Annotated in this window: 13 protein-coding genes; 9 read left to right on the top strand and 4 right to left on the bottom strand. The window is 37.9% G+C overall.

Features of this window, described 5'->3' with window-relative positions:
• Window positions 1–84 precede the first annotated feature (84 nt).
• Window positions 85–1,473 carry an aminotransferase-like domain-containing protein gene (locus ACFSUL_RS13935; RefSeq protein WP_377936374.1) on the bottom strand — a complete coding sequence of 463 codons (1,389 nt, stop codon included), beginning with the start codon at window positions 1,471–1,473 and terminating at the stop codon, window positions 85–87.
• 408 nt (window positions 1,474–1,881) lie between these two features.
• Window positions 1,882–3,591 carry an ABC transporter ATP-binding protein gene (locus tag ACFSUL_RS13940; RefSeq protein ID WP_377936376.1) on the bottom strand — a complete coding sequence of 570 codons (1,710 nt, stop codon included), beginning with the start codon at window positions 3,589–3,591 and terminating at the stop codon, window positions 1,882–1,884.
• A gap of 337 nt (window positions 3,592–3,928) precedes the next feature.
• Between ACFSUL_RS13940 and ACFSUL_RS13945 the strand changes: the two genes are divergently transcribed.
• Complete coding sequence (locus tag ACFSUL_RS13945; RefSeq protein ID WP_071411981.1) at window positions 3,929–4,345, top strand: DUF1284 domain-containing protein; 417 nt, start codon at window positions 3,929–3,931, stop codon at window positions 4,343–4,345.
• Between the two features lie 566 nt (window positions 4,346–4,911).
• Here ACFSUL_RS13945 and ACFSUL_RS13950 read toward each other — a convergent pair.
• Window positions 4,912–5,643 (bottom strand): YwaF family protein, encoded by a 732-nt coding sequence (locus ACFSUL_RS13950; protein ID WP_377936378.1) that lies wholly within the window; start codon window positions 5,641–5,643, stop codon window positions 4,912–4,914.
• 381 nt (window positions 5,644–6,024) lie between these two features.
• Here ACFSUL_RS13950 and ACFSUL_RS13955 point away from each other — a divergent pair, with 381 nt between their 5' ends.
• Genes ACFSUL_RS13955 through ACFSUL_RS13970 form a run of 4 tightly spaced genes read left to right on the top strand, consistent with a single transcriptional unit; the run spans window position 6,025 to window position 8,729 of the window.
• On the top strand, window positions 6,025–6,825 hold the full coding sequence (locus tag ACFSUL_RS13955) for a hypothetical protein (RefSeq protein ID WP_377936380.1): 801 nt from the start codon (window positions 6,025–6,027) through the stop codon (window positions 6,823–6,825).
• Entirely contained in the window at window positions 6,822–7,148 is a 327-nt protein-coding gene (locus ACFSUL_RS13960) for a replicative helicase loader/inhibitor (protein ID WP_071411984.1), read from the top strand. Before ACFSUL_RS13955 ends, ACFSUL_RS13960 begins: the two co-directional genes overlap by 4 nt.
• Window positions 7,087–8,430 carry a replicative DNA helicase gene (locus ACFSUL_RS13965; protein WP_377936382.1) on the top strand — a complete coding sequence of 448 codons (1,344 nt, stop codon included), beginning with the start codon at window positions 7,087–7,089 and terminating at the stop codon, window positions 8,428–8,430. Before ACFSUL_RS13960 ends, ACFSUL_RS13965 begins: the two co-directional genes overlap by 62 nt.
• 2 nt (window positions 8,431–8,432) lie before the next feature.
• A complete protein-coding gene (locus ACFSUL_RS13970) occupies window positions 8,433–8,729 on the top strand; it encodes a hypothetical protein (protein WP_377936384.1) in 297 nt (98 codons plus the stop codon).
• A gap of 79 nt (window positions 8,730–8,808) precedes the next feature.
• Here the strand turns inward: ACFSUL_RS13970 and ACFSUL_RS13975 are convergent, their stop codons facing one another.
• Window positions 8,809–10,296: a glycine betaine uptake BCCT transporter gene (locus ACFSUL_RS13975; protein ID WP_377936386.1), complete on the bottom strand. Its 1,488-nt coding sequence runs from the start codon at window positions 10,294–10,296 to the stop codon at window positions 8,809–8,811.
• 378 nt (window positions 10,297–10,674) lie between these two features.
• Between ACFSUL_RS13975 and ACFSUL_RS13980 the strand changes: the two genes are divergently transcribed.
• From ACFSUL_RS13980 to vanR, 4 genes are all read left to right on the top strand, one after another.
• A complete protein-coding gene (locus tag ACFSUL_RS13980) occupies window positions 10,675–11,229 on the top strand; it encodes a TetR/AcrR family transcriptional regulator (protein WP_377936388.1) in 555 nt (184 codons plus the stop codon).
• A 474-nt stretch (window positions 11,230–11,703) separates the two neighbouring features.
• Complete coding sequence (locus tag ACFSUL_RS13985) at window positions 11,704–12,297, top strand: TetR/AcrR family transcriptional regulator (RefSeq protein ID WP_377936390.1); 594 nt, start codon at window positions 11,704–11,706, stop codon at window positions 12,295–12,297.
• A 2-nt stretch (window positions 12,298–12,299) separates the two neighbouring features.
• Complete coding sequence (locus tag ACFSUL_RS13990; protein ID WP_377936392.1) at window positions 12,300–13,751, top strand: DHA2 family efflux MFS transporter permease subunit; 1,452 nt, start codon at window positions 12,300–12,302, stop codon at window positions 13,749–13,751.
• A gap of 789 nt (window positions 13,752–14,540) precedes the next feature.
• Complete coding sequence (gene vanR / locus ACFSUL_RS13995) at window positions 14,541–15,239, top strand: vancomycin resistance response regulator transcription factor, VanR-F/VanR-M family (RefSeq protein WP_377936394.1); 699 nt, start codon at window positions 14,541–14,543, stop codon at window positions 15,237–15,239.

Raw genomic sequence — 15,239 nt, forward strand, 5'->3', positions numbered from 1 at the left:
CCTCCTTTTGACTGTGTTTTAGTTTGAATTATCGTAACACGCACAAAAAAGCCATACAATATTATAATTGTATGGCGAACAATATTAGGTAAGGCTATTTAGCAAACGTTTAAGGATAATCAGTCCTTGCTCGAGTTCTTCTAATGTTCTTGGTGCACAGACAGAAATCCTTACAGCCCTATCCGGACAACTATTTCCAACTACAAAACGCTCAGCAGCATACACTTGTACTCCCTGCTTTGCAGCTAACGCTTCAAATTCAGCACCTGTAATCTTGCCTGGTAACAGCAGCCAGCGAAAGATGCCCGTTTCCACGCCTAGACACGTATAGTCTGCCAAATATCGATTGACGACTTGGTTTCTGAGAATGGTTTGTTCCTGATGCCCCTCAATTAAGGATTCAAATTGATTCGATACAATCATACGTGCTGTCAGTTCTGCTAATAATGGGGAAACGGTTATATTTAAATTATAAAGTGCCTTTGAAATAGGCTCCTTGAATTGACTTGGCACAGCTACATAGGCTAATCGTAACCCTGGTGCAAATGATTTAGATAAACTTGCAATATAGATAACCTGTTCAGGTGCAAATGATGCGACTGCTGGAAGTGGTTTATTATGGAGGAGATGGTATGAGCCATCTTCAATAATAAACTGATTATACTTTTTGGCAATTGCTGCTATCCTTTTTCGATTCTCAATAGATATAAATGAAGCTGTTGGATTATGGTAATCAGGAATTACGTAAATGCCTTTAATGTTATAATTTTTACACGCATTTTCAAAGGATGTTGGGCTCATTGCGTAATTCTCTGATTTTATCGGTACTATTTGCACACTAAGCATGGATGCAACAGTTTTTAAACCGGGATATGTATGTTGGTCAACACCAATACGATCTCCAGGCTTACAAAGACTTGCTAATGTAGCAGCAATCGCATTTTGCCCCCCATTGGCAAATAAAATATGATCAACGGTTGTTTCAAGTCCACCTCTTTGGATTAGCTTTACAGCAGCATCCTTTTGCCAAAGGCTTTCACCTGGTCGACCATAACCAAACCACCTATCATAATCTGTCTCTTGTAACATACTTTTTAGTTGGAGTAGCAGTGGCTCGTAAGAAGCATTATCTGGTAGTGTTGCTCCCATTTCTATCAAATGAACAGGCTTTGTATCTTCAAGCAAGTAGGCATTTGATAACGCATCATACGATACAAATGTCCCACTTCCAACCGATGCACTTAGCAATCCTTTTTCTTCACATACTTTAAAAGCCTTTGAAATGGTACTAAGGTTTAAATCCAAATAATCAGCTAGTTCTCGCTGTGGAGGGAGTTTGGTTCCAGGTAGTAAATCTCCGTTTAATATATCCTGTTCCAATTGCCCTGCGAGTGTTTGATAAATTGGTTTTTCCGTTTTGTCAATCGATGGCTTCCAGCTCATCGGATAATTTTCAAAAGAATTAATTGGCATGGTATGCATCCTTTTCACATTCAACTAAATGATTGTGCTTTTTTAAAAACAATTATAATTGTTATCCTATTTGTGAGTATAGTAGTAGAGACTTTTTTTCTTCACTTTTTTTCAAAAGGAAGGGAAGGGGTGGGCATTGAAAAATGAGAAATACAGTGAAAAGAAAGGTCTGTTGTCATTAGTGAGGGCCTTGAAAGTAATAAAATGCAGTTCCTAATCGCCGTACATGAGTACATAATTGTACGGCAATCAGACACTATAGTTGGTATTTTATCCCGCATTAACGGACAGTAAGCCCCCCATCTCAAGGCTTAAGAGGATTGGAGAAGCGAAACTGTCCGTAAACGCCCGGTTGGTTCAACTAACAATCAATGGGGATGGGAGGCCCCCACTGATTGAAGTTTCCCTTTATTGAAGCGCATGGAGTCTAGCAAAAATACCTTCTTCTTTGGCACTAAGCTCCTGATGGGTACCGTCTTCCGCAATTCCTTCTTCCGTAATAACGAGAATACGGTCCGCCTTTTTGATTGTTCCCAATCGGTGGGCGATAATCAGTGTTGTACGGTCTTTAGAAAGACTATTCAACGCTTCTTGTATGATGGCTTCTGTTTCTGTATCGAGTGCGGATGTTGCCTCATCGAGAATTAAAATTGGTGGGTTTTTCAAAAACATTCTTGCGATTGCTATTCGTTGTTTCTGACCACCAGAAAGCTTTAATCCTCTTTCGCCGACTTGCGTCTCATACCCATCTGGAAGCGAAGCGATAAGTTCGGTTAAATGTGCTTTACTAGCTGCTTCTTCAATCTCCTCTTGCGTTGCATTCAATCTGCCATAGGCAATATTCTCTCTTAAGGTTCCGGTAAATAAAAAGACATCCTGTTGAACGATTCCGATGTTAGAGCGTAACGATTCTTTTGTCATATTTCGGATATCGATGCCATCTATCGTAATTTCTCCACCTAAAACATCATAAAAGCGAGGGATTAACGAGCAAATCGTCGTTTTTCCAGCACCAGAGGGACCTACAAATGCGACTGTTTTTCCTGCCTCAATCGAAAAGGTTAGATTGTTTAAAATACTGCGATTACCCTCATATCCAAAGGTAACATGCTGAAAATGAATATCTCCTTTTAAAGCCGGAACCTCAACGGCATCGGGAAGGTTTTTAATATCTGGTTCCGTATCAATCAATTCGATAAAACGCTTAAAGCCTGCCATCCCTTTTGGATAAAGTTCGAGTAGGGCACTAATCTTTTCAATCGGTTTAAATAAAATATTTAGATAGAGAATAAAAGCAACTAACTCTCCGTACGACAATGATCCTGAAAAGCTAAGCCAAGCACCGTATACTAAAATAGTGACGGTCATGAGCCGAGTTGTAACGTAAATTCCGGAAAGGTTTGTACTCATCACTTTATAAGCCTCTAGTTTTGTTTTACGAAAAAACTGATTATTTTTATTAAAGCGATCTTTTTCGTACTGCTCATTAGTAAAAGATTGTACAACCCGTACACCTGATACACTGTCTTCTACCTGTGAATTTACATCAGCAATATTACCGAACATTCGTGTCCATGCTTTATTCATTTTAATATTCGAGTAGGAAATGAGCCAGACAAGAAATGGAACAATGATGATAGCAACTAGAGCTAGTTTTACATTAATCGTAAGCATGATCCAGAACGCACCGATAAATGTCATTACTGCAATAAAGAAGTCTTCTGGTCCATGATGGGCAAGCTCCCCTATATCCATTAAATCATTTGTAATACGGCTCATAATATTGCCTGTTTTGGTATTATCAAAAAAGCGGAAGGATTGCCGTTGCACGTGGTTGAATAGCTCACGTCTCATGTCAGTCTCAATATTTATCCCTAATTTATGGCCCCAATAATTCACGACAAACTGCATGCAGGAGCTCATAAGGTAAAGGACTAAAAGACCGATACTTACAGAAGTAATCGTACTCCAATTCCCTTCTGGAAGGAGATCGTCAATGAACCAAGAAACGGCAAGAGGAAATCCTAGTTCTAACACCCCTACGAATACAGCACAAAAAAAGTCAATAAAAAAAAGCCTTCGATGTGGCCGGTAATAGCCAAAGAAACGCTTTATCATCGTAGTAAAACACCTCACTTTTGAATATGATTCTCAATTAGATGTTAATACATTACCACAAATTAGTTATTTGCGCTATATAAATCTTGTAGGAAGGGGGAGTTACTTCCTATCTATCATTCTCAAACTATATGGACAATGATTATCATTGTAAATGAGGAGTGTGATTATTTTTTACTTGCTGTTCGGATGATTGTATCAATTCTTGTGTGTGTTTTAGGTGGAGGTTACGAATAACCCTACTACTCTTATTGGATTAAAAAGTTCCTAATTGATCAAGTATGATATGTTAGGATAAATGATATAAGTTAACCGAACCATGAATTGGGGGCTAATTATGTATAAGCTGCGAGGTCATCATCTTTTTTGCCTTTTGGGCTATCGGGGAATGGGCTATTCTCAAGAATACGTGGAAAATATGACGCATATGCATCAAACCTTAAGAAACGACCCCAAGACGTTAATCCAGCTTGTAAAGGGGCCAGATCACTTGTGTGAAAAGTACCCAAACTCAGGTGAATATCACTGCCAAAACGACAACATCTATGAGAGAGATGCTGCTATTTTAGAGAAAATGGAGCTTGAGATCGGACAAATTCTGAAGTGGGAGGACATGGAGTCCCGTATTCGTAAGCATGTCACCGCCTCCGATATTCAAGTTGTATGTGAAACGTGTTCTTGGCGTTCTTATGGGGTTTGTGAAGAAGGTATTCAAGAAATTCTTGAAGGGAAGGGCTTAAGGGAAGTTAATTAAACGAGGTTGGGACATAACTAACATACTATCCCCTAAAGACGAATAATATCAGATTAAATTATTTCGTAATCGCTGTTACACACCGCTGTTGATTTCCGTGTCAAGACTTCGCTTTCCGCGGGCGGTCGGTGAGCCTCCGGGAAAAGCGGAAGTGGCTTGGTCAGCTCGTGAAGAAAATAGGGAAATACCCAAAAGGCGCTTTTTGCCTTTAGGGGATTTCATCTTTTTCACAGCGAGTTAGCCGCTGGAGCTAAACATGCGCTGCGCTCTTGCGGGGTCTCACCTGTTCCGCTTTTCCCGCAGGAGTCTTCGTCTTGCACTCCAATCAACAGCTAGAACAAGTTAAAAAGAACAACAAGTTTTATGAAGACTTATAAAAAAATCCGAACTAATTTCCCTTCAAATGAAAGAATTAGTTCGAATTTTTATTCACCTAGAGCACATTTGTCCCAGCCTCATTTTTTTAGGGTGCACTTACGGGAAGTACCACCCCACTGATTGAAGTTTCATTTTATGTTATTATTTTGTAACTATTTTTTGGATTCCACTTAGGGCCTCGACCATCCTTAATGAGTATGTGAACGTTCTCCTTGGCTTTTATCCCATTTTCGAAAAATGAGCCAGGCGATTAAGCTAAAAACGACTAATAAACTTTCCAAAGAAAAAATATACCAAGGATAGGGACCTAGCAAGTCAAATAAACTTGGGCTTTCAGGTTTATGGCGCAAAAACCAATAGTTTCCGTTCGCTCGCTTATTAACGAACAAGATAACAGGCAAAAGTAGATTAATAAAAACAATCAGTTTTATGGCAGTTCGGAATGTTGGGGAATATCCTTTTACCCACGTAAAATATAAGGTTACCCATACAACCATCATATGTGCATAGAAAAAGTGTAAAAATCGAAAGTGGGGAAAATCGTATGTTAAGGCAGGGGTAACGATAGCTTGGGTTGCACCCAATATGGCAATGAAAAACAATAGTTCAAAGACTACTTTTTTTCTTGTCAATAGTAAAATAACAGATAATATGAGGCCGATATTACACAATTCCAACGGCATAGATTGACCAACTTTCCAGACATCATTCACGTACATCCATACCTGGTTCGTAATCTCAAACAAAATCAAAGAAAAAGCTACTGTAATTTCTGTTCTTCTCCCTTTCTCATCAGCCAACTTTTTTCGATTCAGAAAAATCATAATTGATATAAGAAAAAAGACAGATAATATGACAACATGACTTCGAGAAAACATCTCAAACTCAAAAGCCTTATTACTGTGGCCAAACCAATCCATTATTTCCAACTCCTAGTTCATGATTGTACAAACATAAGATGTGCCCCAAACTTGAGAAAATCTAAACACCGAACAAAATTCATTGAATAAGCATTTTTATTATTTCCGTAAAATTCCCGATTATTTCTAGTAGAGGAGTTTTTTCTAGAAAATATAGCATGTAGTACAATAAGTCTGAACTAGATAACAAAACCTATGTAGATGAATGAAAGTAGATTGGCAGTTCCATTTTCGATAGCATTTTTCCTCTTCCAACAGTCAAAATCTATTCTCTTTGTAAAAACTTTTCGATACGCTCGAGAAGTTTTTTTATTTTAGGGTGTCCTTTTTTCTTTCGTTTTCCTATTTAGAGTATGAAGAAAATTTTAGGAGGTATTTGCGATGAGTAATGGATGGGTGAAAATGGAGAAGGAATTAGTAAGGAGTGAAATTTGGCATGATTTTATTGGACTTCGTTTGTATCTTTGGTTAGTACTAAATGCAACGAATCAAGACAATGTGAAAGTTCGAGAAATTACGCTGAAAAAAGGGCAATACATTCGTTCCCTTTCTAGTTTACAGGATGATCTTAGTTACGTCGTTGGGAGAGGGTTAAAGAAAGTTCCAGTAATGACTATTAGTAGAGCTATTAAATATTTAGAATCTCTAGGATATATCCAAACCAAAGTAACGAGATATGGTTTTTTATTTACGATTCTTCCTACCCATAAGGAAGCCTACTTTTCTGATGAAAGAATAGACAGAACAAAGGTGTTACAAAACAGGGATGAATTCGATACAAAGGTGGTAACAGACAAAGAAAGAAAGATAGAAAGAAAAGAAGATGATGATGAGAAGACAGCCGAGCAGCAAAAATTAGCTAAACAACAAGCGATCGCCACAAGCTTTATTGAACTTCGCAACAAAGGAACATATCTGACAGAAGCAGATTGCGAAAGCATTAGGCGAATCAGCGAGTTACCACATTCGAGTCAGGAACTAGCATCGATGATGAAGCGGGTCTTTACAAATTATCAGGAGAAAAACCCGACGGAAACGATTAACAGTCCGAAGTACATGGAAAAGGCATTGCAACGACTAGGTTTTACAACGAAGAAACAAGAGGAACCTGATTTAACAGGTCTTGAAAGTGCATTCGCAAATTTAGAAAAGAAGCTTGCGGCAAAGGGGGAACTCTCGTGATAGTGGAAGAGTTGAAACAATTACTAACGAAAATATCTACTGCCTATCCAGGTGTGAAGTTCTCCGATGCCAAGGCCGAGTTATGGTATGAAGCATTGAAAGACTGTGATTGTTTTCTAGTGGAGAAAAAATTTAGCTCGTACATTCAGCAAAACTTTTATCCACCTAAAATAGCGGACTTGTATGTCAACACGGATGAAAATCCAGCACCGTCGATACTAGAGAAAATAAATCAATGGGAAAGGGAAGGAGAGCAGAGAATTGAAGAGAAGCGAGACAAAAAGCGAAGAGAGAATGCCCCAAATTGGATTAGCAGAAAGTAAGTTAAATGAACTGTTAGAAGCGGAAAGTATGGTATTAGGTGCGATTCTTCTAGAGCCGAGTGTTATGTACGAGTTAACGACGGACATCATTCATTTTACCCAGGAGAAAAATAAACTTATTTTTAGCTGCATGAAAAAATTACAGGAAGATGGAATGGAGATCAACCCAGTGACACTTGTAGAGGAGCTCGGTGATCAAATTGAGTATATTGGTGGTGTGCATTACATAACAGAGCTTGCCATACATTGTCCGACAGTCCACAATATAAAAAATTTTGAAGAGGTTATGCTGAAAACGTATGAGCGCAATCGAATCAAACAAGCTGCGCAGGAATTTCTTTATTATGGTGATGATGAGGCAGCAAATAACCTCTATAAAACCCTGATTGAAATTAATACGGATAGTGGAACGGAAGAAGAGGAAAAGGAAGATATACTACGAGAATTATTTGAATCATTGTATGAGGAAAACACCGAACAATTTGGGATTTCCTCTGGCTTTCAAGACTTAAACTCGATGACTGGCGGCTGGAAAAAAGGCGAATTAATCATTTTAGCAGCAAGACCTTCCATGGGAAAAACGGCATTAGCCTTACAACTCGCATGGGAGGGATGTAAAAATAATGCCTTTTCCCTGCTTTTTTCTCTAGAGATGGGATCAAAGCAAATTTATCAGCGGCTTATTTGTAATTTAACCGAGACAGACATGTTGAAATGGAACAACCCTTATAAGTACATGAACACAAGTGAATCCGAAAAGATAACGAGTGCACTCGGAACGATTTCAAACGCTGATATCGATATCGTCCAACAAGGGATTGTAACAATACCTGATATCCGAAAAAAGATCATGAATATTAAGCGTGATTTTCCAGAGCAGCCACTTTTAGTCGTTATTGATTACCTTCAACTTATTACAGTAAAAGAAAAATTCGAACGGCATGATCTTTCCATCGGTTCAATTACAAAGCAGTTAAAAGCAATGGCAAGAGAATTTAATATTCCCATTATCTTGTTATCGCAATTATCAAGAAGTGTAGAATCAAGGGCAGACAAACGACCAATGCTGTCGGACTTAAGAGACTCTGGAAATATTGAGCAAGATGCAGATATCGTCATGTTTATTTACCGCGATGACTACTATGATCAAAAAAGCATTTATGCCAACCAAGTTGAAATTAAAATTGCCAAAAATCGAAACGGACCAGTAGGCTCGCTTCATCTTGGATTTAAAAAAGAGTGCGGGCGATTTGAGACACTAACGAAAAAGAAAGCGGTGTAATCATGACTCCTTATTATGAATACTTACCACAAAAGCTAAGCAAAGATGCAATCTGGAAGTATCCCAATGCGGTGAAACTATATATCTATTTAAAACAAAGAGCGGAAGTATCGATGTATACGTTCGAAGAGAAACAAGTGTTTACAATATGTAGCTATGAAACAATAGCTAGCGACATTAGTGAAAACGGAAAAAGGATATCGAAAAGTACCATTAAGAGAAACGTGGAGAGGTTAGTAAAGCAAGGGTTACTAAAAGTGGAGGGGGTTTCATATGGGACGAGGTTTATTATTCTGTAAGGATGTTTTTCGATAGAAAGAGATTAATTTTAGTAGAAGGAATGCCCATTAAAAGCATTCCTTCTACTTTTCTTCTATATTAATAGTTCTGCTTTTGAAAATCTTCTTTCAACGCTTTATTTAGTGAAACAATCATAATTAGTAAAATAAATAGGAAAGGGAATGCCGATACAATAGAGGCAGTCTGCAAAGCTCCGAGTCCTCCAGATGCTAGGAGGACAGAGGCTGTAGCTGCTTGGATCACACCCCAACTAAGTTTTACCGCATTAGGCGGATTGAGACTACCGTTTGTTGTCTGCATTCCTAAAACGAAGGTAGCTGAATCGGCCGACGTGATAAAAAAGGTACCGATTAGGAATACTGCTAGGATTGTAGCCATGGTACCGAACGGAAGGGAGGAGAACATCCCAAACATAGCTTCTTCCTGCGCTAATTCAGTCAACCCTGTATTTATACCTTGAAGTTCTTGAAATAGACTTCCTCCGCCAAATACAGCAAACCATACCATACAGAATAAAGTAGGTATAAACAGGACGCCAACAACGAATTCTCGAATGGTACGACCTTTAGAAACTCTCGCGATGAATGTTCCAACGAATGGAGACCAAGCGATAAACCACGCCCAATAAAATATCGTCCAATCTTTGTTCCATTGACTATACTCTGAATCTAAAGGAGCAACCCGAAAGCTATCTTGTGGAAGATGCTTCAAATAAGAAAGGGTTGTCGATAAAAACGTTTCAAATATATACCCTGTTGGTCCAATTACTATTGTTAATAAAAGCAGAGCGACTGCCAAAATAATGTTAGTGTTACTCAAATATTTAATTCCTCGACTAACTCCAGACCAAGCGGATATCATAAATAGCACGGTCACAATGAGAATGATAATGAACTTAGTTGTCATCGTATTTTCAATGTCTGTAATAAATGCGAGGCCACCACCAATTTGAGATGCACCAAGCCCAAGCGAAGTCGCTACACCGAATATTGTGGCGAAAACAGCTAGGATATCAATTAATTTACCAATGACTCCATTTACTTTATCGCCTAAGAGCGGTTGGAAAGTGGCACTAATAACTCCTGGAACCCCTCTTCTGAATTTGAAATAGGCAATGGCAAGAGCAATGACAGTGTAAATGCCCCATGTTTGGAGACCCCAATGAAATACAGAATACCTTAGAGCTTTTGTAGCGGCCTCTACCGTTTCAGGTTCTGCCTCGGGGGGAGAAGAAAAATGGACAAGCGGCTCTGCAGCTCCCCAAAAAATAATTCCAATCCCCATTCCAGCACTAAATAACATAGCAAACCATGTTAAACGGTTGTATTCAGGTTGGTCATCTTGTTTGCCTAGCTTCATTTTTCCATACGGACTAAAGATTAGATAAATAGAATAAATAAGGAATACAGATACAGCTAAAATGTATAACCAACCAAACTTGTCAGTTAAAAATGATTGAATGCCAGATGAAACGTCGCCAAGATTCTGCGGAGCCAATGCACCCCAAATGACAAAAACAATAGAGATGAATAAAGAAATCCAAAAAACACTTGTTACTTTTTTCATGATAAAACCCTTTCTAAAATTTGTTTAATACACAAATGCTTCTATCAACAAAACGGAAATATAGCTAATCTATTAAATTTTTATAGATTCATATTCCTGTTGTGAGAGAATCCCTCCCTTATAGAGAGTATTTCATTTTTATATAGAACGACCTTTCTATTTTTAACATAAAATGATGGACGTAAGCAACCATAAAGTTTGAAAGTTGGTTAAGAAATTGAGGAAGTGGATAAAAGAATAGCCACTATTGATACAACCTAAACAAGGAAGGATTAGCTTAGAAGATCCCTTCAACGAAAGTGATTGACCACAGAAGTAGCAATTGATAGTCTAAAGATAAAGAGATTGTTCTATCTAGTTAAAGGAGAAATGGATCATATGAGTCGATCTTCAAAAAAAGATACATTACTTAAAGTAGCTGAACGATTATTTTATGAGCATGGATTTCGAGGAGTAGGATTGAAGCAAATTATCAGTGAAGCCAACATAGCAACGATGACGCTTTATAATCATTTTTCTTCCAAGGACAATTTGGTTGAAGAAGTACTAAGGCAGCGGGAAGCACGCTATTGGTCCTATTTAGATTCACATGTAGAAAAGGATTCAGATTCCCCATTTATCCTTGCTGTTGAAGCTCATGGCCGTTGGTTAAAAGAGCAATCGTATAAAGGCGATATGTTTTTAAGAGCGATAGAAGATTATGCAGGAACGGATAATGAGATTGAAAACATTGCAAGAGGACACAAATCCAAATTGCTCAAATATTTTCAGGAATTAGCTCAAAGAAAAGGGAAAGATAACGAACGAGATTTAGCCAATCAATTAACGTTGCTGCTTGAAGGAACTACTTCCATGACGACATTGATTGGTGCAGAAAAAGCAACGGAATATTCTATTGCGATGGCGAGGACGATTGTCCAACATACATCCTGATATTCCCATAGCTAAAGCAGTGGGGTTCTAAATCCCTTGTTTCATCTCGAGCGGCAGTCTTTGTTGGATTGCTGTTGATGTGTAGCGCTTTGAATTAACGAGGAAAACAGGAGAAAGCGAATAATAAATCAATTCAGGAACAGGCTTTAGCATAGTTCTTTCTGAAGTAGTAGCGATTTTATTAACATAGACTTGGAGATTGATGTATTCAATCTATGCTATCTTGACATTCCGGATATTGATTCGGAAAATCAGAACGAATTCAATGTTTCAAAAAGCTGTTTTCATATAGTAGGAAAACAGTGAAAAATAAGTTATTTTAGGCAGGATATCTTTCCTGTCTTTTAATTTGTGTGAAAAAGAAAAAACGAACTTAAATGATCGTATCATCACAAAAGCAAAATGATTGACTCATAAATAAGGTTCGGATACTATATTCTAGACCGGTTGCTATAATTTTGAGGTGAATATCATATGAAGAAAAAGCAAAGCACAAGGGATATCATTTTGCAAAGTGCGACTCGCTTGTTTCAACGGCAAGGCTATAACGGAACTGGGCTTAACCAAATTATCGAGGAAAGTGGTGCTCCAAAAGGTTCTATTTATTATCATTTTCCAAATGGAAAGGAAGAGATTGCGTTAGAAGCAGTTTCTTTGATGAGAAAGCTTGTGTTGGAGGAAGCCGAGAAAGATTTAAGAGGGAAAAATTCAGCTGCAGAAGCATTTGAATTTTATGTCAATAACGTAGCTACTGTTTTTGATACGAGGGATTGTGTGGAGGGATTATCAATTGGATTAATTGCATCCGAAACAGCCTTAACACATGAGAATATTCGTTACACGTGTGAAATGGTTTTTAAAGATTTCCAATCCTTACACGCTGACATACTTGAACAGTATGGATTTAAAAAAGAGAGGGCGGAAGAATTAGGGCTTACAATCACGGCAATGATAGAAGGTGCGTGCATTTTATCCATTACCTATCAAAATGGAAATCCTTTACGGATAATGGCGAAGCAGTTGGTGTTACTATTAAAAAATAATAGAGAGATAGAGGAGACAAAATAAAAATGGGAAATACACAAGTGAAAACGGGAGATATGGCAGCTAGCGATTTGCGTGTTGTTCCAATTATCATCTCATTTGTTGTTGCTGGTTTTATCGGCTTGTTTAGTGAAACAGCCCTTAATATGGCTTTAACAAATTTAATCGAAAGTTTTGGTATTCATGAAACTACCGCACAGTGGCTAACAACAGGTTATTTACTTACACTTGGTATATTAGTACCTGTATCAGGACTTATTATGCAGTGGTTTACAACAAGACAATTATTTAATACAGCCATTGTTGCCTCAATTATTGGAACATTTATAGCAGCGATTGCTCCAAGCTTTATGGTTTTAATGATTGCACGTATTGTGCAGGCGGTAGGGACAGCATTATTGCTTCCGTTAATGTTTAACACGATTCTAATAATCGTTCCACCTCATAAGCGTGGAAGGGTTATGGGAATCATTGGTCTTGTCATTATGTTTGCACCAGCAGTAGGTCCAACAATTTCAGGGCTTATTCTTAATAATTTAACATGGCACTGGATTTTCTGGATTTCGCTCCCATTATTAATTGGAGCTCTTATTTTTGGCTTGTTCTTTATGCAAAATGTTACAACGCCAACTAAACCTAAAATCGATGTTCTTTCCATTTTATTATCCACTGTTGGATTTGGCGGAATTGTGTTTGGATTTAGTAGTGCTGGAGAAGGAGGCGGCTGGGGAAGTCCGACTGTAATTGCTTCTATTATTGTCGGTGCAGTTGCTTTAGTTCTCTTTTCAATCAGACAAATAAAAATGCAGCAGCCTATGCTTAATTTACGTGCATTTAAATATCCAATGTTTACTATAGGTCTGCTTTTAATTCTTGTCTGTATGATGGTTATGCTTTCTACAATGATTCTTTTACCGCTTTACTTACAAACATCACTTGCTTTGACTACTTTTGCTGCAGGACTTCTTCTCTTACCGGGTGGAGTAATTAATGGTATTCTTTCACCAGTCATGGGTGGATTGTTTGATAAGTTCGGTCCAAAATGGTTAGTTATGATTGGAATTGCGATTGTAACAGGAGCGATGATCGGGTTCTCGACGATTACAATTGAAACTAGCTCGGCGTTTATTATAGCTTTACACATCATTACGATGGTGGGAATATCAATGGTTATGATGCCTGCGCAAACAAATGGTCTAAACCAATTGCCACCTGAGTTATATCCAGATGGAACAGCAATTATGAATACATTACAACAAGTTGCTGGAGCAATCGGAACGGCAATTGCCATTTCCATTTTATCTTCTGGTTCAGAAAGTTTTATGACTACTGTGGAAGATAAAGCAGATCCTTTAAACCCACTTCTCGCATTCACTGCAGGAGTGCAGGATGCATTTTTATTTGCAATTGTCATGGCAATTATTGGTTTCGTGATTTCGCTATTTATTAAACGTGTAAAAGTAGAGCATCAAATGTAATTTCTAAAACAGCGCTATTATCAAGTTTAGTTAAAAAGCACCCTAAACGTTAGACAACATTTCTAACATTTGGAGGTGCTTTTTTATGCTTAAATGTAGGGTCACTCTTTGAAAAAAGAGTAAGATGGACAAGGGGGAGCTATTAGAGAATAGGAAAAACAAGTTAGTAAGTATATGGAGAAGAGAAGTCATGAAAGCAATGAAATATACAATCATACAAGGTGTTTTCCCCTTTATTTCTTTCCTTCCGATTCTCCTCGTAGCTGAACACCTCAATTGGCAAAAACGGTCTTCGGTATCTATCCCGCCCCGCATGAACGAGCAGTAATCCCCACTCATAGAAATTTCCCGTTATTGAGATAGTAACGTTTAGAAGAATCTATCAAGCAACATGTAAATGGGCATTATTAGTAGCACGACGACAATAGAGAATGCCAAATTGTTTACGAGTATACTAGAACACCTAGTTCTTCCCCTATGAAAGTAGGTTTGATTTTTGTTGTAAAATGTACACCGTGTTTTGTGCTAAAATAGAAACGTTATTCTGTCAAAGGACTATATTTTAATGAAAAAGAAAAGGACGAGAAACTACTAGGTTAGTTATTTTCTATGCCAGCTCTCGTCATGCTAGTGATGGATACGAAAAGCAAGTGCCCGTAGCGGAAATCAACGGGAAAAATTCATAACTGAAAACAACAATCTATGAGAAAAGAGCTATTCTCAAAACAATAACAACCTTCATAAATAAATCATACTCACTGAATGTTAATGTATATAGAGGTGGAAAGAATGAAAAATATATCAATTTTAGTAGCGGAAGATGAGGAAGAGATTGCAGATCTCATTGCAATCCATTTAGAAAAAGAGGGCTTTCATGTTATTAAAGTACCTGATGGACAAGAAGCTATTCGGGTTGTGCAGACGCAGCCAATTGATCTGATGATTTTAGATATTATGATGCCTAAAATGGATGGATATGAAGTAACTCGTCAAATTCGAGATCAATACAATATGCCTATCATTTTTGTAAGTGCGAAAACGTCTGACTTCGATAAAGTACATGGACTTGTGATTGGGGCAGATGATTATATGACGAAACCATTCACCCCCATTGAATTAGTTGCTCGTGTGAATGCTCACCTGAGGCGTTATATAAAGTTAAATCAATCTGCGAAAACGGAGGAACACGCACTTTTAGAATTTGGTGGCTTAGTTATTTCACCTGATGAGCGAAAAGTGATGCTTTATGGGAATGATATCGACCTAACACCGAAAGAATTTGACATTCTGTATTTACTAGCTAGTCATCCAAAGAAAGTATACAGTGTGGAAAATATTTTTCAGCAGGTATGGGACGAAGCATATTTTGAAGGTGGTAATACGGTGATGGTTCATATTCGTACATTGCGGAAAAAGCTTGAAGAAGATAAAAGGAAAAATAAATTAATTAAGACTGTTTGGGGCGTAGGATATGCATTCAACGGTTAA

Origin of the sequence: Bacillus seohaeanensis (assembly GCF_042684945.1) — a bacterium.
In the GTDB taxonomy this organism is placed as follows: Bacteria; Bacillota; Bacilli; order Bacillales; family Bacillaceae_B; genus Rossellomorea; species Rossellomorea seohaeanensis.

Bases quoted from the DNA above. Each gene is read 5' to 3' on its own strand.
- vanR (WP_377936394.1), top strand. From the start codon at position 14,541: ATGAAAAATATATCAATTTTAGTAGCGGAAGATGAGGAAGAGATTGCA.
- ACFSUL_RS13985 (WP_377936390.1), top strand. From the start codon at position 11,704: ATGAAGAAAAAGCAAAGCACAAGGGATATCATTTTGCAAAGTGCGACT.
- ACFSUL_RS13970 (WP_377936384.1), top strand. From the start codon at position 8,433: ATGACTCCTTATTATGAATACTTACCACAAAAGCTAAGCAAAGATGCA.
- ACFSUL_RS13950 (WP_377936378.1), bottom strand. From the start codon at position 5,643: ATGGATTGGTTTGGCCACAGTAATAAGGCTTTTGAGTTTGAGATGTTT.
- ACFSUL_RS13945 (WP_071411981.1), top strand. From the start codon at position 3,929: ATGTATAAGCTGCGAGGTCATCATCTTTTTTGCCTTTTGGGCTATCGG.
- ACFSUL_RS13980 (WP_377936388.1), top strand. From the start codon at position 10,675: ATGAGTCGATCTTCAAAAAAAGATACATTACTTAAAGTAGCTGAACGA.
- ACFSUL_RS13935 (WP_377936374.1), bottom strand. From the start codon at position 1,473: ATGCCAATTAATTCTTTTGAAAATTATCCGATGAGCTGGAAGCCATCG.
- ACFSUL_RS13955 (WP_377936380.1), top strand. From the start codon at position 6,025: ATGAGTAATGGATGGGTGAAAATGGAGAAGGAATTAGTAAGGAGTGAA.
- ACFSUL_RS13940 (WP_377936376.1), bottom strand. From the start codon at position 3,591: ATGATAAAGCGTTTCTTTGGCTATTACCGGCCACATCGAAGGCTTTTT.
- ACFSUL_RS13990 (WP_377936392.1), top strand. From the start codon at position 12,300: ATGGGAAATACACAAGTGAAAACGGGAGATATGGCAGCTAGCGATTTG.
- ACFSUL_RS13975 (WP_377936386.1), bottom strand. From the start codon at position 10,296: ATGAAAAAAGTAACAAGTGTTTTTTGGATTTCTTTATTCATCTCTATT.